35 protein-coding genes and 1 pseudogene are annotated in these 25053 nt (G+C 68.6%); 35 read left to right on the forward strand and 1 reads right to left on the reverse strand.

Annotated features, from left to right (window positions below; translation table 11 throughout):
* Positions 1-72 precede the first annotated feature (72 nt).
* From rplB to LWF15_RS14345, 32 genes and pseudogenes are all read left to right on the forward strand, one after another.
* Entirely contained in the window at positions 73-909 is an 837-nt protein-coding gene (gene rplB, locus LWF15_RS14190; RefSeq protein ID WP_232811233.1) for a 50S ribosomal protein L2, read from the forward strand.
* Positions 910-925: 16 nt separating this feature from the next.
* Positions 926-1207: a 30S ribosomal protein S19 gene (gene rpsS, locus LWF15_RS14195; protein ID WP_231443884.1), complete on the forward strand. Its 282-nt coding sequence runs from the start codon at positions 926-928 to the stop codon at positions 1205-1207.
* Positions 1208-1254: 47 nt separating this feature from the next.
* Positions 1255-1650, forward strand: coding sequence for a 50S ribosomal protein L22 (gene rplV, locus LWF15_RS14200; protein WP_232811235.1), 396 nt, complete (start codon positions 1255-1257; stop codon positions 1648-1650).
* A complete protein-coding gene (gene rpsC / locus LWF15_RS14205) occupies positions 1650-2495 on the forward strand; it encodes a 30S ribosomal protein S3 (RefSeq protein WP_232811237.1) in 846 nt (281 codons plus the stop codon). Before rplV ends, rpsC begins: the two co-directional genes overlap by 1 nt.
* Before the next feature lie 5 nt (positions 2496-2500).
* Complete coding sequence (gene rplP, locus LWF15_RS14210) at positions 2501-2920, forward strand: 50S ribosomal protein L16 (protein WP_231443879.1); 420 nt, start codon at positions 2501-2503, stop codon at positions 2918-2920.
* Positions 2920-3138 (forward strand): annotated as a pseudogene (gene rpmC / locus LWF15_RS14215) (50S ribosomal protein L29); the annotation flags it as partial. The gene rplP and the pseudogene rpmC, both read left to right, overlap by 1 nt.
* A 16-nt stretch (positions 3139-3154) precedes the next feature.
* On the forward strand, positions 3155-3436 hold the full coding sequence (gene rpsQ, locus LWF15_RS14220; protein WP_269810152.1) for a 30S ribosomal protein S17: 282 nt from the start codon (positions 3155-3157) through the stop codon (positions 3434-3436).
* Positions 3433-3801 (forward strand): 50S ribosomal protein L14, encoded by a 369-nt coding sequence (gene rplN / locus LWF15_RS14225; RefSeq protein WP_214154112.1) that lies wholly within the window; start codon positions 3433-3435, stop codon positions 3799-3801. The genes rpsQ and rplN overlap by 4 nt, the downstream gene beginning before the upstream one ends.
* A gap of 1 nt (position 3802) precedes the next feature.
* Positions 3803-4168 (forward strand): 50S ribosomal protein L24, encoded by a 366-nt coding sequence (gene rplX / locus LWF15_RS14230; RefSeq protein ID WP_232811240.1) that lies wholly within the window; start codon positions 3803-3805, stop codon positions 4166-4168.
* 2 nt (positions 4169-4170) lie between these two features.
* Positions 4171-4743 (forward strand): 50S ribosomal protein L5, encoded by a 573-nt coding sequence (rplE, locus tag LWF15_RS14235; RefSeq protein ID WP_232811242.1) that lies wholly within the window; start codon positions 4171-4173, stop codon positions 4741-4743.
* Between the two features lies 1 nt (position 4744).
* Positions 4745-4930, forward strand: coding sequence for a type Z 30S ribosomal protein S14 (locus LWF15_RS14240; protein ID WP_231443866.1), 186 nt, complete (start codon positions 4745-4747; stop codon positions 4928-4930).
* A 7-nt stretch (positions 4931-4937) separates the two neighbouring features.
* The gene (locus LWF15_RS14245) at positions 4938-5186 is read left to right on the forward strand and encodes a hypothetical protein (RefSeq protein WP_232811244.1); all 249 of its coding nucleotides are present in this window, start codon (positions 4938-4940) and stop codon (positions 5184-5186) included.
* Entirely contained in the window at positions 5180-5578 is a 399-nt protein-coding gene (rpsH, locus tag LWF15_RS14250; protein WP_232811246.1) for a 30S ribosomal protein S8, read from the forward strand. The genes LWF15_RS14245 and rpsH overlap by 7 nt, the downstream gene beginning before the upstream one ends.
* An 18-nt stretch (positions 5579-5596) precedes the next feature.
* Entirely contained in the window at positions 5597-6139 is a 543-nt protein-coding gene (gene rplF, locus LWF15_RS14255; RefSeq protein ID WP_232811248.1) for a 50S ribosomal protein L6, read from the forward strand.
* Complete coding sequence (rplR, locus tag LWF15_RS14260; protein WP_232811250.1) at positions 6139-6528, forward strand: 50S ribosomal protein L18; 390 nt, start codon at positions 6139-6141, stop codon at positions 6526-6528. The genes rplF and rplR overlap by 1 nt, the downstream gene beginning before the upstream one ends.
* Positions 6529-6575: 47 nt before the next feature.
* Complete coding sequence (gene rpsE / locus LWF15_RS14265; protein WP_332879905.1) at positions 6576-7235, forward strand: 30S ribosomal protein S5; 660 nt, start codon at positions 6576-6578, stop codon at positions 7233-7235.
* Positions 7235-7417, forward strand: a complete 183-nt coding sequence (rpmD, locus tag LWF15_RS14270; RefSeq protein ID WP_232811252.1) for a 50S ribosomal protein L30 — start codon at positions 7235-7237, stop codon at positions 7415-7417. The genes rpsE and rpmD overlap by 1 nt, the downstream gene beginning before the upstream one ends.
* Before the next feature lies 1 nt (position 7418).
* Entirely contained in the window at positions 7419-7883 is a 465-nt protein-coding gene (gene rplO, locus LWF15_RS14275) for a 50S ribosomal protein L15 (protein ID WP_352396428.1), read from the forward strand.
* A gap of 189 nt (positions 7884-8072) precedes the next feature.
* The gene (gene secY / locus LWF15_RS14280; RefSeq protein ID WP_232811254.1) at positions 8073-9380 is read left to right on the forward strand and encodes a preprotein translocase subunit SecY; all 1308 of its coding nucleotides are present in this window, start codon (positions 8073-8075) and stop codon (positions 9378-9380) included.
* A gap of 13 nt (positions 9381-9393) precedes the next feature.
* Entirely contained in the window at positions 9394-9966 is a 573-nt protein-coding gene (locus tag LWF15_RS14285) for an adenylate kinase (RefSeq protein WP_232811256.1), read from the forward strand.
* A 27-nt stretch (positions 9967-9993) separates the two neighbouring features.
* Positions 9994-10848, forward strand: coding sequence for a type I methionyl aminopeptidase (gene map, locus LWF15_RS14290; protein ID WP_232811258.1), 855 nt, complete (start codon positions 9994-9996; stop codon positions 10846-10848).
* Between the two features lie 230 nt (positions 10849-11078).
* Positions 11079-11300, forward strand: coding sequence for a translation initiation factor IF-1 (gene infA / locus LWF15_RS14295; protein WP_166605559.1), 222 nt, complete (start codon positions 11079-11081; stop codon positions 11298-11300).
* A 51-nt stretch (positions 11301-11351) separates the two neighbouring features.
* Positions 11352-11465 carry a 50S ribosomal protein L36 gene (gene rpmJ / locus LWF15_RS14300; protein ID WP_214154137.1) on the forward strand — a complete coding sequence of 38 codons (114 nt, stop codon included), beginning with the start codon at positions 11352-11354 and terminating at the stop codon, positions 11463-11465.
* Positions 11466-11651: 186 nt separating this feature from the next.
* Entirely contained in the window at positions 11652-12032 is a 381-nt protein-coding gene (gene rpsM / locus LWF15_RS14305) for a 30S ribosomal protein S13 (RefSeq protein ID WP_232811260.1), read from the forward strand.
* A gap of 69 nt (positions 12033-12101) precedes the next feature.
* Positions 12102-12509, forward strand: coding sequence for a 30S ribosomal protein S11 (rpsK, locus tag LWF15_RS14310; protein ID WP_231443843.1), 408 nt, complete (start codon positions 12102-12104; stop codon positions 12507-12509).
* 94 nt (positions 12510-12603) lie between these two features.
* Positions 12604-13620, forward strand: a complete 1017-nt coding sequence (locus LWF15_RS14315; protein ID WP_232811262.1) for a DNA-directed RNA polymerase subunit alpha — start codon at positions 12604-12606, stop codon at positions 13618-13620.
* Between the two features lie 60 nt (positions 13621-13680).
* Positions 13681-14325, forward strand: a complete 645-nt coding sequence (gene rplQ, locus LWF15_RS37510) for a 50S ribosomal protein L17 (RefSeq protein ID WP_285616310.1) — start codon at positions 13681-13683, stop codon at positions 14323-14325.
* Positions 14326-14406: 81 nt separating this feature from the next.
* Positions 14407-15270: a tRNA pseudouridine(38-40) synthase TruA gene (gene truA / locus LWF15_RS14325; RefSeq protein ID WP_232811264.1), complete on the forward strand. Its 864-nt coding sequence runs from the start codon at positions 14407-14409 to the stop codon at positions 15268-15270.
* 70 nt (positions 15271-15340) lie between these two features.
* The gene (locus tag LWF15_RS14330; protein ID WP_232811266.1) at positions 15341-17269 is read left to right on the forward strand and encodes an ExeM/NucH family extracellular endonuclease; all 1929 of its coding nucleotides are present in this window, start codon (positions 15341-15343) and stop codon (positions 17267-17269) included.
* 172 nt (positions 17270-17441) lie between these two features.
* The gene (locus LWF15_RS14335) at positions 17442-17927 is read left to right on the forward strand and encodes a DUF5709 domain-containing protein (protein WP_232811268.1); all 486 of its coding nucleotides are present in this window, start codon (positions 17442-17444) and stop codon (positions 17925-17927) included.
* A 64-nt stretch (positions 17928-17991) separates the two neighbouring features.
* A complete protein-coding gene (locus LWF15_RS14340) occupies positions 17992-19683 on the forward strand; it encodes an ABC-F family ATP-binding cassette domain-containing protein (RefSeq protein WP_232811270.1) in 1692 nt (563 codons plus the stop codon).
* A 54-nt stretch (positions 19684-19737) separates the two neighbouring features.
* The gene (locus tag LWF15_RS14345; RefSeq protein WP_232811272.1) at positions 19738-20682 is read left to right on the forward strand and encodes a lipid kinase; all 945 of its coding nucleotides are present in this window, start codon (positions 19738-19740) and stop codon (positions 20680-20682) included.
* 18 nt (positions 20683-20700) lie between these two features.
* Here the strand turns inward: LWF15_RS14345 and sthA are convergent, their stop codons facing one another.
* Positions 20701-22167, reverse strand: a complete 1467-nt coding sequence (gene sthA / locus LWF15_RS14350) for a Si-specific NAD(P)(+) transhydrogenase (RefSeq protein ID WP_232811274.1) — start codon at positions 22165-22167, stop codon at positions 20701-20703.
* Positions 22168-22465: 298 nt separating this feature from the next.
* Between sthA and rplM the strand changes: the two genes are divergently transcribed.
* From rplM to glmM, 3 genes are all read left to right on the forward strand, one after another.
* On the forward strand, positions 22466-22909 hold the full coding sequence (gene rplM / locus LWF15_RS14355) for a 50S ribosomal protein L13 (RefSeq protein WP_232811276.1): 444 nt from the start codon (positions 22466-22468) through the stop codon (positions 22907-22909).
* Positions 22910-23000: 91 nt separating this feature from the next.
* The gene (rpsI, locus tag LWF15_RS14360; RefSeq protein ID WP_408623288.1) at positions 23001-23486 is read left to right on the forward strand and encodes a 30S ribosomal protein S9; all 486 of its coding nucleotides are present in this window, start codon (positions 23001-23003) and stop codon (positions 23484-23486) included.
* A gap of 179 nt (positions 23487-23665) precedes the next feature.
* On the forward strand, positions 23666-25018 hold the full coding sequence (gene glmM, locus LWF15_RS14365; protein ID WP_232811278.1) for a phosphoglucosamine mutase: 1353 nt from the start codon (positions 23666-23668) through the stop codon (positions 25016-25018).
* Positions 25019-25053 lie beyond the last annotated feature (35 nt).

Below are 25053 nucleotides of genomic sequence, written 5' to 3' on the forward strand. Positions count from 1 at the left end.
GACGGCTTCCACCGACCGGATTGAGGGCGTCAGAAGACCGACATCCGAGAAACAGCAAGAGGACTGACTCACATGGGAATCCGCAAGTACAAGCCGACGACGCCGGGCCGCCGTGGTTCGTCCGTCGCCGACTTCGTGGAGATCACCCGGTCGGAGCCGGAGAAGTCCCTGGTGCGGCCGCTGACCAAGAGCGGCGGCCGGAACAACACCGGCCGGATCACCACCCGGCACAAGGGCGGCGGTCACAAGCGCGCCTACCGGGTGATCGACTTCCGCCGTCACGACAAGGACGGCATTCCGGCCACGGTCGCTCACATCGAGTACGACCCCAACCGCACCGCGCGTATCGCCCTTCTGCACTACGCGGACGGCGAGAAGCGCTACATCGTCGCCCCGACCAAGCTCAAGCAGGGCGACCGCATCGAGAACGGCCCCACGGCCGACATCAAGCCGGGTAACAGCCTCGAGCTGCGCAACATCCCGGTCGGTACGGTCGTCCACGCGATCGAGCTGCGGCCCGGTGGCGGCGCCAAGATCGCCCGCTCGGCCGGCGCCTCGGTGCAGCTGGTCGCCCGTGAGGGCCGCTTCGCGCAGCTGCGCATGCCCTCCGGCGAGATCCGCAACGTCGACGTGCGCTGCCGCGCCACCGTCGGCGAGGTCGGCAACGCCGAGCAGTCGAACATCAACTGGGGCAAGGCCGGCCGCATGCGCTGGAAGGGCAAGCGCCCGACCGTCCGCGGTGTGGCGATGAACCCGATCGACCACCCGCACGGTGGTGGTGAGGGTAAGACCTCCGGTGGTCGCCACCCGGTCAGCCCCTGGGGCCAGGCCGAGGGTCGTACCCGTCGCCCCAACAAGGAGAGCGACAAGATGATCGTTCGCCGCCGCCGTACCGGCAAGAAGCGCTGATAGGAGCCTTTCGAGAATGCCTCGCAGTCTGAAGAAGGGTCCCTTCGTCGACGACCACCTGCAGAAGAAGGTGGACGTACAGAACGAGAAGGGGACCAAGAACGTCATCCGGACCTGGTCCCGGCGCTCGATGATCGTGCCCGACATGCTCGGTCACACGATCGCCGTGCATGACGGCCGCAAGCACGTCCCGGTGTTCGTCACCGAGTCGATGATCGGTCACAAGCTGGGCGAGTTCGCCCCCACCCGCACGTTCCGCGGACACGAGAAGGACGACCGCAAGGGCCGTCGGCGCTGATCGCGCCCGCCCCAGCAGTCAGTAGCGACAGAAGGTAGGAAGCAGCGATGGAAGCCAAGGCGCAGGCGCGGTACGTCCGTGTCACGCCCATGAAGGCCCGCCGCGTCGTCGACCTCATCCGCGGGAAGCAGGCACCGCAGGCGATCGCCACGCTGGAGTTCGCTCCGCAGGCCGCCAGCGAGCCGGTGCTCAAGGTCGTGCAGAGCGCGATCGCGAACGCCCGGGTGAAGGCCGCCGCCGCGTCCGAGGCGTTCGACGAGCGCACCCTGGTCATCCAGGAGGCGTACGTGGACGAGGGCCCGACGCTCAAGCGGTTCCGGCCGCGGGCGCAGGGCCGGGCGTACCGGATCCGCAAGCGGACCAGCCACATCACCGTTGTGGTCGGTCCGGCCGAGACGAAGGGCGGCCCCCAGGCCGCCACCGCGAATGGGAGGACCCGCTAGTGGGACAGAAGGTCAACCCGCACGGGTTCCGCCTGGGCATCACCACCGAGCACAAGAGCCGGTGGTTCGCCGACAGCACCAAGGGTGGCCAGCGGTACCGCGACTACGTGAAGGAAGACGTCGCGATCCGCAAGCTCATGTCCAAGGGCATGGAGCGGGCCGGCATCAGCCGTGTCGAGATCGAGCGCACCCGTGACCGGGTCCGCGTCGACATCCACACCGCGCGTCCGGGCATCGTCATCGGCCGCCGCGGCGCCGAGGCCGACCGGATCCGGGGCGAGCTGGAGAAGCTCACCGGCAAGCAGGTCCAGCTGAACATCCTCGAGGTGAAGAACCCCGAGGTCGACGCTCAGCTGGTGGCCCAGGGCATCGCCGAGCAGCTGGCCAGCCGGGTCTCCTTCCGCCGCGCGATGCGCAAGGGCATGCAGTCCTCGCTGCGCGCCGGCGCCAAGGGCATCCGGGTGCAGTGCTCGGGTCGTCTGGGCGGGGCCGAGATGAGCCGGTCGGAGTTCTACCGCGAGGGCCGGGTGCCGCTGCACACGCTCCGCGCGAACATCGACTACGGCCTGTACGAGGCCCGCACCACCTTCGGCCGGATCGGCGTGAAGGTGTGGATCTACAAGGGCGACATCACCAGCCGTGAGCTGGCTCGCGAGCAGGCTGCGGCTCCGCCGCGGGGCCCGCGTCGCGAGGGCCCGGGTGGCGGCGGTCGCGCGCAGCGCCCGCAGCGTCGTCGTCCGCAGCAGTCCGAGGGCACGCCGGCCGCGTCGGCCGCCCCCGCCGAGAACGCAGCCGCGTCGGCCGCTGCCGACAAGGCTTCGTCCGGCACCGGATCGGAGGCCTGAGCACCATGCTGATCCCCCGTCGGGTCAAGTACCGCAAGCAGCACCACCCCAGCCGTTCCGGCATGTCGAAGGGCGGCAACGCCGTGACCTTCGGTGAGTGGGGCATCCAGGCGCTGGAGCCGGCGTACGTGACCAACCGGCAGATCGAGTCCGCTCGTATCGCCATCACGCGTCACATCCGCCGTGGCGGCAAGGTCTGGATCAACATCTACCCGGACCGCCCGCTGACCAAGAAGCCGGCCGAGACCCGCATGGGTTCCGGTAAGGGTTCCCCGGAGTGGTGGGTCGCGAACGTCAAGCCCGGTCGCGTGATGTTCGAACTCTCGTTCCCGACTGAAAAGGTGGCGAAGGAAGCCCTGACCCGGGCGATCCACAAGCTGCCGATGAAGTGCCGGATCGTCCGGCGCGAAGGCGGTGAAAGCTGATGGCCATCGGTTCCAAGGACCTGAACCCGGCGAACCTGCGGGGCTTCGAATCCGAGCGCCTGGCCGAAGAGCTGAAGAAGGCCAAGGAAGAGCTGTTCAACCTGCGCTTCCAGTCGGCCACCGGTCAGCTCGAGAACAACATGCGGCTGCGCGCGGTGAAGCGCGACATCGCTCGTATCTACACGATCATGCGCGAGCGCGAGCTCGGCATCACTGCCACCCCGGAGGCCTGAGATGAGTGAGAACGCCCAGGCTGACGCCCCGGTGCGTGGCTACCGCAAGGCGCGCCGCGGTTACGTCGTCAGCGACAAGATGGACAAGACCGTTGTGGTCGAGGTCGAGGACCGGGTCAAGCACCCGCTCTACGGCAAGGTCATCCGCCGTACGACCAAGGTGAAGGTGCACGACGAGGCCAACACCGCGGGCATCGGCGACCTGGTGTCGATCTCGGAGACCCGTCCGCTGTCGGCGACCAAGCGCTGGCGCCTGGTCGAGATTCTGGAGAAGGCCAAGTGATTCAGCAGGAGTCCCGGCTGCGGGTCGCCGACAACACCGGTGCCAAGGAGATCCTCTGCATCCGCGTGCTCGGCGGTTCCGGCCGTCGTTACGCCGGCATCGGTGACGTCATCGTCGCGACCGTCAAGGACGCGATCCCCGGTGGCAACGTCAAGAAGGGTGACGTCGTCAAGGCGGTCATCGTGCGCACCGTCAAGGAGCGCCGGCGTCCGGACGGCTCGTACATCCGCTTCGACGAGAACGCCGCGGTGATCCTCCGCAACGACGGCGACCCGCGCGGCACCCGCATCTTCGGCCCGGTGGGGCGTGAGCTGCGGGACAAGAAGTTCATGAAGATCATTTCGCTGGCTCCGGAGGTGCTCTGAGATGGCGAAGCTGAAGATCAAGAAGGGCGACACCGTCCAGCTGATCACCGGCCGTTCGCAGAAGAACGGTGGCGACCGGAACAAGACCGGCAAGGTCATCGCTGTCTACCCGGAGACCCAGCGGGTCCTGGTCGAGGGCATCAACCGGGTCAAGCGCCACGTCAAGGAAGGTGCGACCGGCCGGGGCTCGAAGACCGGCGGGATCATCACCCAGGAGGCTCCGGTCCACATCAGCAACGTGATGCTGGTGGACCCGGAGTCGAACAAGGCCACCCGCGTCGGTATCCGGGTCGAGACCGTCGAGCGTGACGGCAAGACCAAGAACGTGCGGGTTCGCTTCGCGAAGCGATCCGGTAAGGACCTGTGACCATGACAGTGACTGAAGAGGGCACCAAGGTGCAGCCGCGGCTGCGCGCCCGCTACGACGCCGAGATCGCGCCGGCCCTGCGCGAGCAGTTCAGCTACGCGAACGTGATGCAGACCCCGCGTCTGGTCAAGGTCGTCGTGAACATGGGTGTGGGCGAGGCCGCCCGCGACTCCAAGCTGATCGACGGTGCGATCCGCGACCTGAGCGCCATCACCGGCCAGAAGCCGCAGGTCACCAAGGCCCGCAAGTCCATCGCGCAGTTCAAGCTGCGCGAGGGCATGCCGATCGGCGCGCACGTCACGCTGCGCGGCGACCGGATGTGGGAGTTCACCGACCGCCTGGTGAGCATCGCCCTGCCGCGTATCCGCGACTTCCGCGGGCTCAGCGGCAAGCAGTTCGACGGGCGTGGCAACTACACGTTCGGCCTGAACGAGCAGTCCATGTTCCACGAGATCGACCAGGACCGGATCGACCGCGTGCGGGGTATGGACATCACCGTCGTCACGACGGCGACCAACGACGACGAGGGGCGCGCGTTCCTGAAGCTCCTCGGTTTCCCGTTCAAGGAGAACTGACGTGGCGAAGACCGCTCTGATCAACAAGGCGGCGGGCAAGCAGAAGTTCGCGGTGCGGGCCTACACGCGCTGCCAGCGCTGCGGCCGCCCGCACTCGGTCTACCGCAAGTTCGGCCTGTGCCGGATCTGCCTGCGTGAGATGGCGCACCGGGGCGAACTGCCCGGCGTGACCAAGAGCAGCTGGTAGGCCGGCCGTGTCACAGCTGACGATCCCGAACCCCGGCGCCACCCAGGTGGCCCTGGGGGCCGGCCGCCGTCGGACGGTGCGCAACAATCGCATGGTTTCGCTGCGCTCCAGCCTTCCCACCGGCCTGGTGACGCTGCGGCACGACGTACCGGAATACCTCCCCGAGTTCCTCGAAGAAACAACTACGCCGCAGGTCGACGCCTCCGAGAAGGTTGCCGAAACCGCGGTGGGAAAGGGCGGAACTGCCCAATGGTGATGACCGATCCGATCGCGGACATGCTGACCCGCGTACGGAACGCGAACTCCGCGTACCACGACCAGACCCAGATGCCCTACAGCAAGCTCAAGCAGAAGGTTGCCGAGCTGCTGCAGACCGAGGGTTACATCTCCAGCTGGGAGGTCGCGGACGCCGAGGTCGGCAAGACGCTGACCATCAAGCTGAAGTTCGGCCCCAACCGGGAGCGCTCGATCGCCGGCCTGCGCCGGATCAGCAAGCCCGGTCTGCGGGTCTACGCGAAGTCGACGAACCTGCCCCGCGTCCTCGGCGGACTCGGCGTGGCGATCCTCTCGACCTCGTCCGGTCTGATGACCGACAAGCAGGCCAAGCAGAAGGGCGTGGGTGGGGAAGTCCTCGCCTACGTCTGGTAACGGGAAGGGAGAGAGAGCATGTCCCGAATCGGAAGACTGCCGATCACCGTTCCCGCCGGCGTCGACGTGACCCTCGACGGCGCGCAGGTGATCGTGAAGGGCCCGAAGGGCACCCTCACGCACACCGTCGCGGCCCCGATCACCGTCGCCCGCGAGGACGACGGAACGATGAAGGTCACGCGCCCGGACGACGAGCGTTCGTCGCGTGCCCTGCACGGCCTGACCCGCACCCTGATCGCCAACATGGTCGAGGGTGTGACCAAGGGCTACGAGAAGAAGCTCGAGATCGTCGGGACCGGTTACCGCGTCGCGGCGAAGGGCTCCAACCTGGAGTTCGCCCTCGGCTACAGCCACCCGATCGTCGTCGAGCCGCCCGCCGGCATCACCTTCGCGACCGACGGCCCCGTGCGGTTCTCGGTCTCGGGGATCGACAAGCAGGCCGTCGGCGAGGTTGCGGCGAACCTGCGCAAGCTGCGTAAGCCCGACCCGTACAAGGGCAAGGGCGTCCGCTACGCCGGCGAAGTGATCAAGCGCAAGGTCGGAAAGGCGGGCAAGAAGTAATGGCGATCGGTTTGAAGCGCAGCGGTGGTGGCGCGGCCAAGAGCAAGTCGGCCTCCCGCACCCGCCGCCACCTGCGAGTGCGCAAGCAGCTGCGGGGCTCGACCGAGCGCCCGCGCCTGGTCGTGAACCGTTCCTCCCGGCACGTCTTCGTGCAGGTCGTGGACGACACGGTCGGCAAGACCCTGGCTTCCGCCTCCACCATGGAGGCCGACCTGCGAGGCCTGGACGGCGACAAGACCGCCAAGGCCAAGAAGGTCGGCGAGCTGGTCGCCGAGCGCGCCAAGGCCGCCGGTGTCTCCGCCGTGGTCTTCGACCGCGGTGGGAACCGTTACCACGGCCGCGTCGCCGCAATTGCGGACGGCGCCCGTGAGGCCGGGCTGGTTCTCTAGCCGATGCGCACGCTGACCATTTCGAAGACAGAGAGAAGGAACGTCTGATGGCTGGACCTCAGCGTCGCGGGCCCGGGGGTAACACCAACTCCGGCGGGCCGAACAGCGGCGGCGAGAACAGCGGCGGCGGCGGTCGCCGGGGCGGCCGTGACCGCGACAACCGTGGCGGTCGTGACGGCGGCCAGGACAAGAACCAGTTCGTCGAGCGCGTCGTGGCGATCAACCGGGTCGCCAAGGTCGTGAAGGGTGGTCGTCGCTTCAGCTTCACCGCCCTGGTCGTCGTCGGTGACGGCGACGGCACGGTCGGCGTCGGCTACGGCAAGGCCAAGGAAGTGCCCGCGGCGATCGCGAAGGGCGTTGAAGAGGCGAAGAAGGCCTTCTTCAAGGTTCCCCGCATCCAGGGCACGATCCCTCACCGGATCCAGGGTGAAGAGGCCGCCGGTGTCGTGCTGCTCATGCCGGCGTCCCCGGGTACCGGCGTCATCGCCGGTGGTCCGGTGCGCGCCGTGCTGGAGTGCGCCGGTATCCACGACGTGCTGAGCAAGTCGCTCGGCTCGGACAACGCGATCAACGTCGTCCACGCGACGGTTTCCGCGCTGCGTGGGCTCGAGCGTCCCGAAGAGGTCGCGGCCCGTCGTGGCCTGCCGATCGAGGACGTCGCTCCGGTCGCCATGCTGCGCGCCCGGGCCGCGGGGGTGGCCGGCTGATGGCTCAGCTCAAGGTCACCCAGGTCAAGTCGAAGATCGGCGGCAAGCAGAACCAGCGCGACTCGCTGCGTTCGCTCGGCCTCAAGCGGATCGGGCACTCCGTGATCAAGGAGGACCGTCCCGAGATCCGCGGGATGGTCAACACGGTGCGGCATCTCGTCACCGTCGAGGAGGTGGACTGAGATGGCAGAAGGCCAGCGCGAGCACGCGCTGAAGGTGCACCACCTGCGTCCGGCGCCCGGGGCCAAGTCGGCCAAGATCCGGGTCGGTCGTGGTGAGGGCGGCAAGCGCGGTAAGACCGCGGGTCGCGGTACCAAGGGTACGAAGGCCCGTTACCAGGTCCCGGCCCGGTTCGAGGGTGGGCAGGTTCCGCTGCACATGCGGCTGCCCAAGCTCCGTGGGTTCAAGAACCCGTTCCGGACCGAGTACCAGGTGGTCAACCTGGACAAGCTCAGCAGCCTGTTCCCCGACGGCGGCAACGTCTCCGTCGAGGACCTGGTGGCCAAGGGTGCGGTCCGTGAGGGCCACCTGGTCAAGGTGCTGGGCGACGGCGAGATCTCGGTCGCGCTGAACGTGAGCGCGAACAAGTTCTCGGCCAGCGCCAAGGAGAAGCTGGCTGCGGCCGGCGGTAGCGCCACCGAGCTGTAAACACCGCTCAACAGGCACGATTCCTTCACATCCGGCGGCTCCCCTGATAGGGGGGCCGCCGGATGTTAGGGTCACACGACCGGCGTCTTGTGGACCGGCCTGACGGCCGTTCCGAAGCGCACCCCACTCGGCCGCTCCCGGCCCGTAACGACGAGCTGCCCGGCCAGGGCAGCACGCTGGAGGTTTTGCGTGCTCACCGCGTTCTTCCGGGCGTTTCGCACCCCCGATCTGCGGCGCAAGATCTTCTTCACCGTAGCGATCATGGCGCTGTTCCGCCTGGGGTCGTTCATCCCCACTCCCGGCGTCGACTTCTCGGCCGTGCGGCGTTGCGTCGATCTCGCCAGCACCCAGGACTCGCAGGGCCTCTACGCCCTGGTCAACCTGTTCAGCGGCGGTGCGCTGCTGCAGTTGTCGGTCTTCGCGCTCGGGATCATGCCGTACATCACGGCGTCGATCATCATCCAGCTGCTCACCGTGGTCATCCCGCGGTTCGAAGCGCTGAAAGAAGAAGGCCAGTCCGGCACCGCGAAACTCACGCAGTACACGCGGTACCTGACCATCGGCCTGGCGGTGCTGCAGTCGACCACCTTCGTGGCGATCTCGCGCCAGCAGGGCGGGCTCTTCCAGAACTGCACCGAGACCCTGATCCCGAACGACGACCTGTTCACCCTCGGCATCATGGTGCTGACCATGACCGCCGGTACCGGCTTCATCATGTGGCTGGGTGAGCTGGTCACCGAGAAGGGGATCGGCAACGGCATGTCGCTGCTGATCTTCACCTCGATCGCGGCGGCGTTCCCGTCCTCGCTCTGGGCGATCAAGCAGACCCAGGGCTTCAACACCTTCTTCCTGGTGATCGGCATCGGGCTGCTGATCATGGCCGCGGTCATCTTCGTCGAGCAGAGCCAGCGCCGGATCCCGGTGCAGTACGCCAAGCGTCAGGTCGGCCGGCGGGCCTACGGCGGCACCACGACGTACATCCCGATCAAGGTCAACATGGCCGGCGTGATCCCGGTGATCTTCGCGTCGTCGCTGCTCTACCTGCCCGCCCTGATCGCCCAGTTCCAGCAGAACAGCACGGCCGGATGGGTGAGGTGGATCAACGACCACCTGGTCCAGGGCGACCACCCGTACTACATCACGGCCTACTTCCTGCTGATCGTGTTCTTCACCTACTTCTACGTGGCGATCACCTTCAACCCCGACGAGGTCGCCGAGAACATGAAGAAGTACGGCGGCTTCATTCCCGGAATCCGCGCCGGGCGCCCCACCGCCGACTACCTCGAATATGTTCTGAGTCGCATTACTCTTGCTGGTGCTCTGTATCTGGGCATGGTGGCATTGATCCCTCTGATCGCGCTGATTCTGGTCGACGCGAATCAGAACTTCCCCTTCGGCGGCACATCGATCCTGATCGTGGTCGGAGTGGGGTTGGAGACGGTCAAGCAGATCGAATCCCAGTTGCAGCAGCGTCACTACGAAGGGTTCCTGCGATGAGAGCGGTGCGTCCATGAGGCTTGTGATCCTCGGTCCTCCCGGAGCCGGTAAGGGCACGCAGGCCAAGAAGGTGGCCGCGCACTTCGGCATCCCGGCGATCTCCACCGGCGACATCTTCCGGCAGAACGTCGCGGACGGCACGGAGCTGGGTAAACAGGTCGAGGAGATCATGTCCTCCGGCAAGTACGTGCCGGACGAGCTGACCAACGAGCTGGTGCGCAACCGCCTGCTCGAGGACGACGCCGCGGTCGGGTTCCTGCTCGACGGCTACCCGCGGACCGCTGCTCAGGTGGACGAGCTCGACGCCATGCTGTCCGCCTCCAGCACCCGGCTGGACGCCGTGCTCGAGCTGACCGTCGACATGGACGAGGTGGTCAGCCGGCTGCTCAAGCGCGCCGAGATCGAGGGCCGGCCGGACGACACCGAGGACGTCATCCGCCACCGCCTCGAGGTCTACGCCGAGCAGACCGCGCCGCTGGTGCACCTGTACTCGGACCGGAACCTGCTGCAGCGGGTCGACGGCATGGGCGACATCGGCGACGTCACCGGCCGGCTGCTGGCCGCCTGCGACGACTTCGCCGTCTGAACCACCCGTAACCAGAGAGAGTCGGCAATGCTCGGTCGCGACCGGATCCAGTACAAGACGCCCGACCAGGTGCAGCTGATGCGCCTGGCCGGGCTGATCGTGGCCGACGCGCTGGACGCGGTGCGGGCCGCGCTGGCGCCCGGCCTGACCACCGCCGATCTGGACCGGATCGCGAACGAGCTGATCGTCGGTCGCGGTGCCACCCCGTCGTTCCTGAACTACGGGCACCCGCCCTACCCGGCGACGCTCTGCGTCTCGGTCAACGAAGAGGTCGTGCACGGCATCCCGGGCCGGCGTGTGCTGCGCGCCGGTGACGTGGTGAGCGTCGACTGCGGGGCCATCCTCGACGGCTGGCACGGCGACTCGGCGTTCACCGCGATCGTCCCGGGCACCGCCGAGCAGCCCGACGAGCGCAGCCCCGACCAGGTGAAGTCCGACCAGGACCTGATCGACACCACCGAGGAGTCGATGTGGCGCGGGATCGCCGCGATCGCCGCGGGGGAGCGGCTGAACGCGGTCGGCATCGCCGTGGAGGACTTCGTCGGTGACCGGTTCGGCCTGGTGGAGGACTACGGAGGCCACGGCATCGGCACCGAGATGCACCAGGAACCGCACGTGCTGAACTACCGCACCCGCGATCGCGGCCCGAAGCTCAAGCCCGGGATCTGCCTGGCCATCGAGCCGATGCTGACCTTCGGCAACCCCGACACCAAGGTACTTGCGGACGACTGGACGGTCGCCACCGTGGACGGCGGCAACGCCGCGCACTGGGAGCACTCGGTCGCCCTGCTCGACGACGGCCTGTGGGTGCTGACCGCCCGTGACGGCGGCGTGGCCAAGCTCCGTGAACTCGGCGCGAAGGTCTCCCGGCTGGCCGGCTGACGGCCTCGATTTCGTCCTCCGGCGTGGTATCACGTAGACTTCTGCGTCGGCTCATGTGCTGAATTGCTTCGTCGCCCTCGAGGGTGGTGACGGCCCGAGACAGCAGCAGACCGTGTCCGCACGAGTCTGAGCCGTCCGGTGCAACGCCTGATCGTTTCCGGCCCTGATCCGAAGGGGCCGGTCTGCGGCCGGGCGCCGCAAACGAACGATCAACAGGAAAAGCGGAGGACATGCCGAAGAAAGACGGCGTCATCGAGATCGAGGGCACCGTGGTGGAGGCGCTGCCGAACGCCATGTTCCGCGTGGAGCTGTCCAACGGGCACAAGGTACTCGCGCACATCTCCGGCAAGATGCGCCAGCACTACATCCGGATCCTTCCGGAAGACCGGGTCGTGGTCGAACTCAGCCCGTACGACCTTTCCCGTGGGCGCATCGTCTACCGCTACAAGTGACAGACGTACCACTGCCCCATCCAGCCACATGACCCACTAGCGGAAGCCACGATGAAGGTCAAGCCGAGCGTCAAGAAGATCTGTGACAAGTGCCGAGTGATCCGCCGTAACGGCCGGGTCATGGTGATCTGCGACAACGTGCGCCACAAGCAGCGCCAGGGCTGATCAGCCCCGCGTAGCACCACTGCACCGATCTGAGAGAAACAGCAGGGCCCGCTTCCGGGGGCCGGGCGACACGCCCGACCTCGTGGGGCGACACCCCCGGGCTACCGGGCCGGGGACCAGCTCCTGGGTGAGCTGGGTCAGGTCCTGCTCCACACCTGGTACGAAGCAGAGAAGAGAACATCTGCAATGGCACGTCTCGTCGGAGTCGACCTGCCCCGCGAAAAGCGGCTCGAGGTCGCCCTCACCTACATCTTCGGCGTCGGGAAGACCCGCGCGAAGGAGACCCTCGCGGCCACCGGCCTGAGCGCCGACCTGCGCGTGCGTGAGCTGAGCGAGGAAGACCTCGTCCGCCTGCGCGACTACCTCGACGGCAACTTCAAGCTCGAGGGTGACCTGCGCCGTGAGGTCGCCGCCGACATCCGCCGCAAGGTCGAGATCGGCTGCTACGAGGGTCTGCGTCACCGCCGCGGTCTGCCCGTCCGTGGGCAGCGCACGAAGACCAACGCGCGTACCCGTAAGGGCCCCAAGCGCACCGTGGCCGGCAAGAAGAAGGCCGGCAAGAAGTAGTCCTGCTCCAAACCCTAAACATCACAGGGTCCGGAGTACGGACCGACGACCTCCCAGGAAGAGCTTTCAATGCCTCCCAAGTCACGTCAGGCCGCTGCGTCGCGTAAGCCGCGGCGCAAGGAGAAGAAGAACGTCGCGCACGGCCACGCGCACATCAAGAGCACGTTCAACAACACGATCGTGTCGATCACCGACCCGGTCGGCAACGTGATCTCGTGGGCGTCCGCCGGTCAGGTCGGCTTCAAGGGCTCGCGTAAGTCCACGCCGTTCGCCGCGCAGATGGCGGCCGAGGCCGCTGCCCGCCGCGCCCAGGAGCACGGCATGCGCAAGGTCGACGTCTTCGTCAAGGGCCCGGGCTCGGGCCGTGAGACCGCGATCCGCTCGCTCCAGGCCACCGGCCTGGAGGTCGGCTCGATCCAGGACGTCACGCCCACCCCGCACAACGGCTGCCGCCCGCCCAAGCGTCGCCGCGTCTAATCGTGAAACAGCCCGCCGGCCGGACAGAGGGCCGGCGGGCTCACCCCCAGCAGGCGTCATATAGCGGTCGCCTGTAGCGAAAGGGAATACACCCGTGCTGATTGCACAGCGCCCCATCCTCGCCGAGGAGGCGGTCTCCGAGCACCGCTCCCGGTTCGTCATCGAGCCGCTGGAGCCGGGTTTCGGCTACACCCTCGGTAACTCGCTCCGCCGCACCCTGCTCTCGAGCATCCCGGGCGCGTCGGTCACCAGCATCCGCATCGACGGCGTGCTGCACGAGTTCACCACGGTGCCCGGTGTCAAGGAAGACGTCACCGAGCTGATCCTGAACATCAAGCGGCTGGTCGTCTCCTCGGAGCACGACGAGCCGATCGTGATGTACCTGCGCAAGCAGGGCCCGGGCACGGTCACCGCGGCGGACATCGCCCCGCCGGCCGGCGTCGAGGTGCACAACCCCGACCTGCACATCGCCACCCTGAACGCGAAGGGCAAGCTCGAGCTCGAGCTGACCGTCGAGCGCGGTCGTGGCTACGTGTCGGCCAACCAGAACAAGACCGGTGAGCAGGAGATCGGCCGGATCCCGATCGACTCGATCTACTCCCCGGTGCTGAAGGTCACGTACAAGGTCGAGGCGACCCGCGTCGAGCAGCGCACCGACTTCGACCGGCTGATCGTCGACGTCGAGACCAAGCCGTCGATGCAGCCGCGCGACGCCATGGCGAGCGCCGGCAAGACGCTGGTCGAGCTGTTCGGCCTGGCCCGTGAGCTCAACCTCGAGGCCGAGGGCATCGACATGGGCCCGTCCCCCTCGGACGCCGCCCTGGCCGCCGACCTCGCGCTCCCGATCGAGGAGCTCGACCTGACGGTCCGGTCGTACAACTGCCTCAAGCGCGAGGGCATCCACACCGTGGGTGAGCTCGTCGGGCGCAGCGAGGCCGACCTGCTCGACATCCGGAACTTCGGCGCCAAGTCGATCGACGAGGTGAAGGCCAAGCTCCACGGCATGAACCTGGCGCTCAAGGACAGCCCGCCCGGATTCGACCCCACCCTCGTCGTCGACAGCTTCGGGGCGGACGACGACATGTCGTTCGCCGAGGACGAGCAGCTCTGACAACCCCCTGACCCGGCCCGGGTGGCTCGTGGCCGGGCGCATCACTAGGAGTTCACCGACATGCCCACGCCCACCAAGGGTCCCCGGCTCGGGGGTGGTCCCGCGCACGAGCGGCTGCTGCTCGCCAACCTCGCGACCCAGCTGTTCACGCACAAGTCCATCACCACCACGCAGACCCGTGCGAAGCGCATGCAGCCGCTGGCTGAGCGCATGATCACGTTCGCGAAGCGCGGCGACCTGTCCGCGCGTCGCCGGGTGCTGCAGACGATCACGGACAAGGGCGTCGTGCACACGCTCTTCACCGAGATCGCCCCCGTGGTGTCCGAGCGCAAGGGTGGCTACACCCGCATCACGAAGATCGGCAACCGCAAGGGCGACAACGCCGCCATGGTTGTCATCGAGCTGGTGCTCGAGCCGCTGACCGCCGGTCAGGCCACGGTCCGTGAGGCCGAGGCCGCCACGGCCCGCGCCTCGCGCGGCAACAAGGCCGTCGCGGCCGAGCAGGCCGCCGAGGACACCGCGACCGAGGCAGAGAACGCCAAGGTCGAGGGTGACGCCGAAGGCGCGGTCGACGCTGCCGCCGAGACCGAGACGGCGGCCGCGGTGGCCGACGACGCGGCCCCGGGCAGCGACGAGGCCAAGGACGCGAAGGCTGCTTCCGACCTGGCCGAAGAGGCTGCGGACGACGCGGTCGACAAGAAGTAAGTACTCCCCGCCGAGCCCGTCACCCCTTCCCGGGGGTGGCGGGCTCGCGGCATTTCCACCATCGATGCAGAGGAACCGGCGTTGGCAGACTCACCCCTGGTGCGGATCCGTCTCGACCTCGGGTACGACGGCACCCACTTCAGCGGCTGGGCCGCGCAGCCGGGCCGGCGCACGGTGGAAGAAGTGCTGTCCAACGCACTGGGCACGATCCTGCGCACTGAACCGCCCAAGCTCACCGTGGCGGGCCGTACCGACGCCGGAGTGCACGCCAGCGGCCAGGTGGCGCACTTCGAAACCCCCCAGGGGGCATGGGAAAGCATCCCCGGGCGCAGCGACCGTCCCCCTGCCACTGCACTGCTGACCAGGCTGGCCGGTGTCCTCCCCGCAGACGTCCGGGTGCATGCGGCTCAGATCGCTTCTGAGGGCTTCGACGCCCGGTTCTCCGCCATCCATCGCCGCTACGCCTACCGGATCAGCGACCATCCCGCCGGGGCACCCCCGCTGCGCCGACACGACGTCCTCCACCACCGACGTCCTCTGGACCCGGAGGCCATGACAGCGGCGGCCGCCACGCTGACCGGACTCAACGACTTCGCCGCGTTCTGCAAGCACCGTGAGGGCGCCACCACCATCCGCACCCTGCTCACCTACTCCTGGCAGCGCCAGGAAGACGGCCTCCTGGTCGCTACCGTGCTGGCGGACGCGTTCTGCCACTCGATGGTGCGGGCTCTGGTCGGAGCAGTGCTGCCGGTGGGGGAGGGGCGCAAACCGGTGGACTGGCCCGCCCTGGTGCTTACGTCGCGCACCCGGGACCCGCACGTCGCGGTTGTGCCCCCACACGGCCTGGTGCTGGAAGAGGTGGGATACCCGCCGGACCAGGCGCTGGCGGCACGCGCCCGGGAAGCACGGGCCGTCCGTACGCTGCCGGAGCCTGGAGACCGCTGAACGGATTGCTGCCCCCGCGTCATGTTCTGTTCATGCCAAAGGGGACCGAACGCCCCTAGGATCCTCCAGCGTGACGACCAACCGGCGTAACGCCGACACCCAGAGTGATCATCGCGGACGCCGGAGCGTCCGGGCCGGCGCCGCCGCGCTCGCCGCCGCCACCTCACTGACCGCCCTCACTGGGCTCAGCCTCCTGACCGCCGGCAGCGCCCAGGCCGCCGCCTGCACGGGCGAGGCGACCAAGATCGGGGCGATCCAGGGCAGCGGCGCGACCGCGGCCATCACCGGCGCGGTCACCGTGCGCGGCGTCGTGGTGGGCGACAACGAGGGCGCTGCGCCCACCCTGCGCGGCTTCTTCGTCCAGGACGGCGGGGACAAGGACAAGGCCACCTCGGACGGCATCTTCGTCTTCGCGTCCAGCGGCGCCGACCAGGTCGAGGCCGGTGACGAGGTCCAGGTCACCGGTACCGCGGCGGAGTACCAGGGGCAGACCCAGATCACCGCCGGCACTGTCGATGTGTGCGCCAGTGGTCAGAAGGTCAAGGCGACCGACGTGAAGCTGCCTCTTAAGGCCGCCGACGACCTCGAGCGTTACGAGGGCATGCTGGTCAGCCTGCCGCAGCGGCTCACCGTCACCGAGCACTACCTGCTCGGGCGCTTCGGCCAGGTCACCGTCTCCTCCGGCGGGCGGCTGCAGCAGCCGACCAACGTCTACCCGGCCGCCGACCCGCGCAGTGCCCAGCTCCAGGCCCGCAACGACCTGAACCAGCTGATCATCGACGACGCCACCAACGCCCAGAACCCGGACCCGATCGTCTTCGGCCGCGGCGGCAAGCCGCTGAGCGCCGAGAACACGCTGCGCACCGGGGACACCGTGAAGAACGCCACTGGCGTGCTCACCTACACGTGGGGCGGCAACTCGGCCAGCCCCAACGCCTGGCGCCTACGTCCGGTGGGTGCGCTGAACGGTGAGGCCAAGTTCCGCGCCGACAACGACCGTCCCCGCAACAACAAGGTGTCCGGGGACCTGACCGTGGCGAGCAGCAACGTCCTCAATTACTTCAACACGTTCACCGGCTGCACGTACGGCGTGGGCGGAGCGACGACCGACTGCCGCGGCGCCGAGAACGCAACGGAGCTGCAGCGGCAGACCGCCAAGGAGGTCGCCGCGCTGAAGTCGCTCGATGCCGACGTGGTCGGGCTGATGGAGGTCGAGAACGACGGCTACGCGGCGGGCAGCGCGATCGCTGACCTCACCGAAGCGCTGAACGCGGCGACCAAGCCCGGTACCTACGCCTACGTGGACGTCGACGCGGCCACCGGCGTCACCAACGCGGCCGGCGACGACGCGATCAAGGTGGGTCTGCTGTACAAGCCGGCCGCTGTTACCCCGGTGAAAACGCTTGTACAGCAGGACGAGACGTTCGAGCGGCACCCGGTCTCGGTGACCTTTGCGCAGAAGAAGGGCGGCGCCCGGGTCAGCGTGGTGGTCAACCACTTCAAGTCCAAGGGCTGCGACGGCGCGACCGGCGCCAACACCGACCAGAACGACGGGCAGAGCTGCTTCAACGCCCGCCGCACCGAGCAGGCCAAGGCTCTGGCCGGCTGGATCGACGGCACTGTCGTCCCGGCCGCAGGGGACCAGGACGTGCTGATCATCGGGGACCTGAACTCCTACGCCCAGGAGGACCCGATCCTGCTCCTGACCAGCAAGGCCAACGGCTACACGGACATGGTCCGGGCCAAGTCCGGCAAGGACGCCTACTCGTACGTGTTCGACGGCCAGTCCGGCTCGCTGGACACCGCGCTGGCCAGCTCCTCGCTGCGCTCGCAGGTGAAGGACGTCGAGGACGTGCACATCAACGCGGACGAGCCGTCGGTGCTGGACTACAACACCAACTTCAAGTCGGCCGGCCAGATCGCCTCGCTCTACGCGCCCGACCGCTTCCGCACCTCCGACCACGACCCGGTGCTGATCGGGCTGAAGCTCCGTAAGTAGAAGAGCTTCCAACAGGGGACGTCCGCGAGCCTCGCAAAGAGGCCCGCGGACTGGGGGCACCTCCCGGCCCTCCAGGGCTGGGGGACCTTTGTTGTCGGGTTCGGGAACGATGGGCCGAACTCACCCGGGTCACGAATGGCGATCGCGGCCCGGAAGTGCCAGGGTCACCTCCATGAGTGACTCGACGAACGAGCCCGAGGTCTCGGACGAGGTGTACCAACCGGGGCAGGACGGCTCCGACGATGCGTACGACCTGGACCAGGCCTTCGGCGACGACAACGTGGACGAGCAGGTCTTCGACGCCAGTTACTCCCCGCCGGAGAAGCCCCAGGGGATGACCCGGTTCGGCACCACGGCCGAGGAGGAGCTGCAGGGCGAGAGCCTCGACCAGCGCCTGGCCCAGGAGGTCCCGGACCCGAACCTGGCCTCCGACCTGGAGGCCTCGCCCACCGACGAGAACATCGACTCGGTGGACAACAACCGGATCGAGGACGAGGACCTGTCCTACGCCGAGGTCGGCGGCGATCGCGCCGGCCGGCTGGTCGACCCGGACGAGGGGCTCGGCTCGGACGAGGAGAAGGACCTGGTCGGCTCGGACGTGGGCATCGACTACGGCGCGGCCAGCGCCGAAGAGGCCGCGATCCACATCATCGACTGATCAGGATCCGCTCCCGCGGATATTGGCGGGCGTACCGTCCCGGGGACAGGGCACACTGACTGACGTGTCCGGTATCGATGTCAACCAGGTCTCCTTCACTCTCCCGGACGGGCGCCCGCTGCTCGACGAGGTCACCTTCAAGGTGCCCGAGGGCGCCGTGGCCGCCCTGATCGGCCCCAACGGCACCGGTAAGACCACGCTGCTGCGGATCATCGCCGGTGATCTGGCCGCCCAGTCCGGCGCTGCCGTGCTGACCGGCTCGCTCGGCGTGATGCGCCAGTTCATCGGCAGTGTGCGCGACCAGACCAGCGTGCGGGACCTGCTGGTCTCGGTCGCCCCGGCCCCGATCCGCAAGGCCGGCCAGGCCCTGGACAAGGCCGAGCTGGCGATGATGGAGCGCGAGGACGAGCCCACCCAGATGGCCTACGCCCAGGCCCTGTCCGACTGGGCCGACGTGGGCGGCTACGAGGCCGAGACCGGCTGGGACGTGGTCACCATGGCTGCGCTCGGGATGCCGTTCGAGAAGGCCCAGTTCCGCAGCGCCAACACGCTCTCCGGCGGGGAGCAGAAACGTCTCGTGCTGGAGGCCCTGCTCCGGGGCCCCGACGACATGCTGCTGCTCGACGAGCCGGACAACTACCTCGACGTGCCGGGCAAGCGCTGGCTCGAGGCCCAGCTGGCCGAGACGAAGAAGACGGTGCTGCTGGTCAGCCACGACCGGGAGCTCCTGAGTCACGCCGCCACCCGGATCGTCACCCTGGAACCGCACGCGGCCGGGGCGAACGCCTGGGTGCACGGCGCCGGGTTCGGCACCTACGCGCAGGCCCGCACCGACCGGAACTCGCGGCTCGAGGAGCTGCGCCGGCGCTGGGACGAGGAGCACGCCAAGCTCAAGGCCCTGGTGCTGATGCTGAAGAACAAGGCCGCCTACATGGACACCCTGGCCGCGCAGTACCACGCCGCGCAGACCCGGCTGGCCAAGTTCGAGGAGGCCGGGCCGCCGGAACTGGTGGCCAACGACCAGAACGTGCACATGCGGCTCAAGGGCGGCCGCACCGGCAAGCGCGCGGTGGTGGCCACCGACCTGGAGCTGACCGGGCTGATGAAGCCGTTCAGCACCGAGCTGTGGTTCGGCGACCGGGTCGCGGTGCTGGGCTCCAACGGTTCCGGCAAGTCGCACTTCCTGCGGCTGCTGGCGATCGGCGGCAGCGACCCGGACCTGGAGCACCAGCCGGTGGACGACTCCCCGACCGCCCGCCCGGGCGCGGTGGCACACACCGGCAACGTCAAGCTCGGCGCCCGGGTCCGGCCCGGCTGGTTCGCCCAGACCCACCAGCATCCCGAGCTGGCCGGGCGCACCCTGCTGGAGATCCTGCACCGCGGCGACGGCCACCGCTCCGGGCTGCCGCGGGAGGCGGCCAGCCGGGTGCTGGACCGCTACGGCCTCAGCGTGCAGGCCGAGCAGAAGTTCGAGTCGCTCTCCGGCGGGCAGCAGGCCCGGTTCCAGATCCTGCTGCTGGAGCTGTCCGGGGCCACCCTGCTGCTGCTCGACGAGCCCACCGACAACCTGGACCTGCACTCGGCCGAGGCGCTGGAGAAGGGCCTGGCGGCGTTCGAGGGCACGGTGGTGGCGGTGACCCACGACCGCTGGTTCGCCCGGGAGTTCGACCGCTTCCTGGTGTTCGGCTCGGACGGGCGGGTCTACGAGTCGGACGAGCCGGTCTGGGACGAAACGAGAGTGCAGCGAGCGCGCTGACCCACTCAGGGGGCTCTCACGCAACGTTCAGAATCGGGGCTTAGCCTGTGGTGCGTGATCGAGTCGCCGGCCGTCCTCATCGTCAACTCGGCCTCGCGCCGCGGACAGGAGGACTTCGAGCGCGCTCGGGAGAGCCTCTCCGGGCTGGGGGTCGAGCTGCAGGCGGCCCATGCGGTCGACGATCCCAGCACGCTGCCCTCGGTGGTCTCGCAGGCGATCGCCGAGGGCGCCCGCACGATCATCCTGGGCGGCGGTGACGGCACGGTCAGCTCGGTGGCACCGCAGTTGTGCGAGACCGGCGTGGTGCTCGGCCTGCTGCCCACCGGCACCGCGAACGACCTGGCCCGCACCCTCGGTCTGCCCACCGACCTGATCCGGGCCTGCGAGAACGTGGCGGCCGGCAAGGTGGTCGACGTCGACCTGGGGGTGGTCGGCGACGACCGCTTCCTCAACGTCAGCTCGATCGGCCTCGCCGTGGGGGTGACCCGGCAGCTCAACCCCAAGCTGAAGAAGCGGCTCGGGGCGCTCGCCTACCCGGTCGCCACGGTCAAGGCCTACCGCCGCTTCAAGACCTTCTCGGCCCGGCTGGAGTTCCCCGACGGCGACCACCCCGACGTCGAGCTGGACGACCTGCTGCAGCTGGCCGTGGCCAACGGCCGGTTCTACGGCGGGGGAGCGGTGGTCGCGCCGGGGGCGGGCATCGACGACCACCTGCTCGACGTGTACGCCATCCCCCGGGGCACCCCCCTGCAGCGCTGGCAGGTGGCCCGGCACTTCGTCAGTGGTCACTTCACCGAGAGCGACCACGTGTACCACGTCACCACCCGGCGGGTGCGCGTCAGCACCACCCCCGACCACACGATCAACGTCGACGGGGAGCTGTCGGCGCGCACGCCGGAGGTGTTCGGGATCATCCAGGGTGGGCTGCGGGTGATCGTGCCGGAGGATGCGACGGTCGGGGTGGCCGACGTGCGGGCGCGGCAGAAAGCCCGTTCCTAGAACCTTTTCAGGACGTCTCTACGCCTCTTGCGTCGAGACGTCCGGCTTGGTCTCGGACTTGTTTGCGGGCGCGAAGAACCGCTCGACCGCCCGGATCTTGTTGACGGCGTCGAGTGCGGCCACCTTGTACGCCTCGGACAGCGTGGGGTAGTTGAACACCGTGTCGACCAGGTGGTCGACCGTGCCCTCGCAGGTCATGATGGCCTGTCCCAGGTGCACCAGCTCGGTGGCCTGGGAGCCGAACACGTGCACCCCCAGCAGTTTTCGGGTGCCGGTGCTGACCAGCAGCTTGAGCATGCCGTAGGAGTCGCCGGCGATCTGCCCGCGGGCCAGCTCGCGGTAGCGCGAGATGCCCACCTCGTAGGGCACCGAGGAGGAGGTCAGGTCGTCCTCGGTCCAGCCGCAGTAGCTGATCTCGGGGATCGTGTAGATGCCGATCGGCTGCATCCCGATCAGGCTGTTCACCGGCTCGCCGAAGGCGTGGCAGGCGGCCAGCCGGCCCTGCTCCATCGAGGTCGCGGCCAGCGCCGGGAAGCCGATCACGTCGCCCACCGCGTAGATGTGTTCCACGCTGGTGCGGTACTTGTCGTCGACGTTGATCCGGCCTCGGGGGTCGGCCTCCAGCCCGGCGGCGGCCAGGTCCAGCTTCTCGGTGGCGCCCTGCCGCCCGGCCGAGTACATCACCGCGTCCGCCGGGATCTTCTTGCCCGAGGCCAGATGGGTGACTGTGCCCATGGCGTTGTGCTCGACCGACGACACCTTCTCGCCGAAGCGGAAGGTGACCGAGAGGTCGCGCAGGTGGAACTTCAGCGACTCGACGATCTCCTGGTCGCAGAACCCGAGCATCCGGTCGTTCTGCTCCACCACGGTGACCTTGCAGCCGACCGCGGCGAACATCGACGCGTACTCGATCCCGATCACCCCGGCCCCGACCACCACCAGTGAGCGCGGCAGTTGGTCCAGGTGCAGGATCCCGTCCGAGTCGATCACCTTCTTGCCGTCGAACTCCACGGTCGAGGGCCGGGCCGGGGTGGTGCCGGTGGCGATCACCACGTACTCGGCCGAGGCGGTGCGGGTGCCGCCCGGGCCGCCCTCGATCAGCACCGTGTGCGGGTCGGTGAAGCGGCCGGTGCCCTGGATCAGGTCCACCCCGTTGCGGTTCAGCTGGCTGCGGATCACCTCGATCTCGCGGCCGATCACGTGCTGGGTCCGGGCCAGCAGGTCGTCCAGCGTGATGTCCTGCTTGACCCGGTAGTTCTGGCCGTACATGTCCCGCTGGTAGGTGCCGGTGAGATAGAGCACGGCCTCACGCAGCGTCTTGGAGGGGATGGTGCCGGTGTTGATGCACACCCCGCCGACCATGTCCCCACGCTCCACCACGGCGGCCCGCCGGCCCAGCTTGGCCGCGGCGATCGCGGCTTTCTGGCCGCCCGGGCCGGATCCGATGACCAGAAGGTCGTAGTCGTACTCTCGCTGCTCGGCCATGAGTGTTCCCCCGGATCCGCGTGCCACGCTGGCTTTGTCAGTGTTCCCGGGCTTCATCGGCCTGGCCAGAGGGAGGGTTGATGGTCAGCTCGCCGACGCCGCGTTTTGACCCTCCGGAAGCGGGCCGGTAATCTGGCTCATCGTTGTGTGACCCGTACGCCATGTCGAGCCTTTCTGGCACGTGGCACGTCGGGGCGCGGAGCAACAGTCCTCTCCCAAGGCATTCAGGGTCGGGCTGCTGTCCGTGGCACATGTAAATGTCGACCCGAATGCTCTGATCAGAACGAGGCTGCGACCAGTGCGTACGTTTACCCCCAAGCCCGGTGACATCGACCGTCGCTGGCATGTCATCGACGCGAACGACGTCGTTCTCGGTCGTCTGGCTTCGCAGGCGGCCGTGCTGCTGCGTGGCAAGCACAAGCCGACCTTCGCTCCGCACGTCGACACCGGTGACTTCGTCATCATCATCAACGCCGACAAGGTCGCCCTGACCGGCAACAAGCGTGAGCAGAAGAAGGCGTACCGGCACTCCGGCTACCCGGGTGGTCTGCGCTCGGTCACCTACACCGAACTGCTGGACAAGAACCCCCAGCGCGCCGTCGAGAAGGCGATCCGGGGCATGCTGCCGAAGAACTCCCTCGGCCGTCAGGTGCTCAGCAAGCTCAAGGTCTACGCCGGCCCGGAGCACCCGCACGCCGCGCAGCAGCCCGTCCCCTTCGAGATCACCCAGATCGCCCAGTAGTTCGTGCCGGCGCCGCCCGACGGCGCCCGCGGACCTGCGATCCCCGTAGCCAAGCGCACCAAGGAGAAACGTGACCGAGTCCACCACCGACGTGGTCGTCGACGACGCCGCCGAGGAGTTCGAAGAGGACGCTCCCAGCAGCTACACCTCCGCCACGCCGGCGGTCAAGGGTGGCGGCTCCAGCATCACCGCCCCCGGCTCGGCCACCGGCCGTCGCAAGGAGGCTGTCGCCCGGGTCCGCCTGGTGCCCGGCACCGGCCAGTGGACCATCAACGGCCGCACCCTGGAGGACTACTTCCCCAACAAGGTGCACCAGCAGCTGGTCAACGAGCCCTTCCGGGTCACCGAGACCGAGGGCCGCTTCGACGTCATCGCCCTGCTGCACGGTGGTGGCTCCTCCGGCCAGGCCGGCGCCCTGCGACTGGGTGTGGCCCGGTCGCTGAACGAGATCGACGCCGAGGCCAACCGCCCGGCGATGAAGAAGGCCGGCTTCATGACCCGTGACCCGCGGGCCAAGGAGCGGAAGAAGGCCGGTCTCAAGAAGGCGCGTAAGGCTCCTCAGTACAGCAAGCGCTGATCTGCCCTCTCGGCAGTACAGCTGCGCACCGCACGGCCCCGGGGTCATTCGGCTCCGGGGCTGTCGTGCGTTCCAGGGCGTGTTCTCCCGCGCTGTCGGGTGCGCCTGCGGATTCTGCGTACCGGGAATCAGGACCCGGGTGCGCGTAGGGTTGGGACATTCCCGCTAGGAGGAACGCGTTGGCGCGACTATTCGGCACGGACGGCGTCCGAGGGCTGGCCAACCGGGACGTCACCGCTGAACTCGCCCTCGACCTGTCGGTCGCGGCGGCGCACGTGCTCGGTGAGGTCGCGGACTTCAACGGCCGCCGGCCCAGAGCCGTGGTCGGGCGCGACCCCCGCGCCTCGGGCGAGTTTCTGTCCGCCGCGGTGATGGCGGGCCTGGCCAGCGCGGGCGTCGACGTGGAGGACGCGGGTGTGGTTCCCACCCCCGCGGTGGCCTTCCTGGTCGACGACAGCGAGGCCGACCTGGGCGTGGTGCTCTCGGCCTCGCACAACCCGATGCCCGACAACGGCATCAAGTTCTTCGCCGCCGGCGGCTTCAAGCTGCCCGACGAGGTGGAGGACCAGATCGAGCGGCGCATGCAGGAGCCGTGGGCCCGTCCCACCGGCGCCGAGGTCGGCCGCACCCGTCGGCTGGCCAAGGCCGGCGACCGCTACGTCAAGCACCTGGTCGACACCCTGCCGGTCCGGCTCGACGGGCTGAAGGTGGTGCTCGACTGCGCCCACGGCGCGGCCAGCGAGGTCTCTCCGCGGGCGTTCCGTGCGGCCGGGGCCGAGGTCGTGGTGATCGGGGCCGAGCCCGACGGGCTGAACATCAACGACGGCTACGGCTCCACCCACCTGGGCCCGCTGAAAGCCGCGGTGCTGGAGCACGGCGCCGACGTCGGGATCGCGCACGACGGTGACGCCGACCGCTGCCTGGCGGTCGACCACCAGGGCAACGAGATCGACGGCGACCAGATCATGGCGGTGCTGGCGCTGGCCTTCGCCGACCGGGGCGTGCTGGCCCACAAGACGCTGGTCACCACGGTGATGAGCAACCTGGGGCTGCGGCTGGCGATGGAGCGCGAGGGCATCCGCCTGGTCCAGACCGCGGTGGGCGACCGCTACGTGCTGGAGGAGATGCGCTCCGGCGGCTACTCGCTCGGCGGCGAGCAGTCCGGGCACGTGGTCATGCTCGACCACAGCACCACCGGCGACGGGGTGCTCACCGGGCTGCACCTGCTGGCCCGGATGGCCCAGACCGGCAAGACGCTGGCCGAGCTCGCCTCGGTGATGGAGCGGCTGCCGCAGGTCCTGGTCAACGTGAAGGGCGTGGACAAGTCGCGCTGCCACGCCGACGAGGAGCTGCAGGCCGCGGTGGCCGAGGCCGAGGCCCGCCTCGGTGACACTGGCCGGGTGCTGCTGCGCCCCTCCGGCACCGAGGCGCTGGTGCGGGTCATGGTCGAGGCCAAGGAGGCCGGGCAGGCCCGGTCCGAGGCCGAGGGGCTGGCCTCGGTGGTGCGTACCCGGCTCGCTCTGCCGGTGTAGAAGCCTTGCCGGAGGGGCGGTTCCGCGACAGCGGG

The organism is Kineosporia rhizophila (genome assembly GCF_021277265.1).
Classification (GTDB): Bacteria; Actinomycetota; Actinomycetes; order Actinomycetales; family Kineosporiaceae; genus Kineosporia; species Kineosporia rhizophila.

Bases quoted from the DNA above. Each gene is read 5' to 3' on its own strand.
- rplB (WP_232811233.1), top strand. From the start codon at position 73: ATGGGAATCCGCAAGTACAAGCCGACGACGCCGGGCCGCCGTGGTTCG.
- rpsS (WP_231443884.1), top strand. From the start codon at position 926: ATGCCTCGCAGTCTGAAGAAGGGTCCCTTCGTCGACGACCACCTGCAG.
- rplV (WP_232811235.1), top strand. From the start codon at position 1,255: ATGGAAGCCAAGGCGCAGGCGCGGTACGTCCGTGTCACGCCCATGAAG.
- rplP (WP_231443879.1), top strand. From the start codon at position 2,501: ATGCTGATCCCCCGTCGGGTCAAGTACCGCAAGCAGCACCACCCCAGC.
- rpsQ (WP_269810152.1), top strand. From the start codon at position 3,155: ATGAGTGAGAACGCCCAGGCTGACGCCCCGGTGCGTGGCTACCGCAAG.
- rplX (WP_232811240.1), top strand. From the start codon at position 3,803: ATGGCGAAGCTGAAGATCAAGAAGGGCGACACCGTCCAGCTGATCACC.
- rplE (WP_232811242.1), top strand. From the start codon at position 4,171: ATGACAGTGACTGAAGAGGGCACCAAGGTGCAGCCGCGGCTGCGCGCC.
- rpsH (WP_232811246.1), top strand. From the start codon at position 5,180: ATGGTGATGACCGATCCGATCGCGGACATGCTGACCCGCGTACGGAAC.
- rplF (WP_232811248.1), top strand. From the start codon at position 5,597: ATGTCCCGAATCGGAAGACTGCCGATCACCGTTCCCGCCGGCGTCGAC.
- rplR (WP_232811250.1), top strand. From the start codon at position 6,139: ATGGCGATCGGTTTGAAGCGCAGCGGTGGTGGCGCGGCCAAGAGCAAG.
- rpsE (WP_332879905.1), top strand. From the start codon at position 6,576: ATGGCTGGACCTCAGCGTCGCGGGCCCGGGGGTAACACCAACTCCGGC.
- rpmD (WP_232811252.1), top strand. From the start codon at position 7,235: ATGGCTCAGCTCAAGGTCACCCAGGTCAAGTCGAAGATCGGCGGCAAG.
- rplO (WP_352396428.1), top strand. From the start codon at position 7,419: ATGGCAGAAGGCCAGCGCGAGCACGCGCTGAAGGTGCACCACCTGCGT.
- LWF15_RS14285 (WP_232811256.1), top strand. From the start codon at position 9,394: ATGAGGCTTGTGATCCTCGGTCCTCCCGGAGCCGGTAAGGGCACGCAG.
- map (WP_232811258.1), top strand. From the start codon at position 9,994: ATGCTCGGTCGCGACCGGATCCAGTACAAGACGCCCGACCAGGTGCAG.
- infA (WP_166605559.1), top strand. From the start codon at position 11,079: ATGCCGAAGAAAGACGGCGTCATCGAGATCGAGGGCACCGTGGTGGAG.
- rpmJ (WP_214154137.1), top strand. From the start codon at position 11,352: ATGAAGGTCAAGCCGAGCGTCAAGAAGATCTGTGACAAGTGCCGAGTG.
- rpsM (WP_232811260.1), top strand. From the start codon at position 11,652: ATGGCACGTCTCGTCGGAGTCGACCTGCCCCGCGAAAAGCGGCTCGAG.
- rpsK (WP_231443843.1), top strand. From the start codon at position 12,102: ATGCCTCCCAAGTCACGTCAGGCCGCTGCGTCGCGTAAGCCGCGGCGC.
- rplQ (WP_285616310.1), top strand. From the start codon at position 13,681: ATGCCCACGCCCACCAAGGGTCCCCGGCTCGGGGGTGGTCCCGCGCAC.
- LWF15_RS14335 (WP_232811268.1), top strand. From the start codon at position 17,442: ATGAGTGACTCGACGAACGAGCCCGAGGTCTCGGACGAGGTGTACCAA.
- sthA (WP_232811274.1), bottom strand. From the start codon at position 22,167: ATGGCCGAGCAGCGAGAGTACGACTACGACCTTCTGGTCATCGGATCC.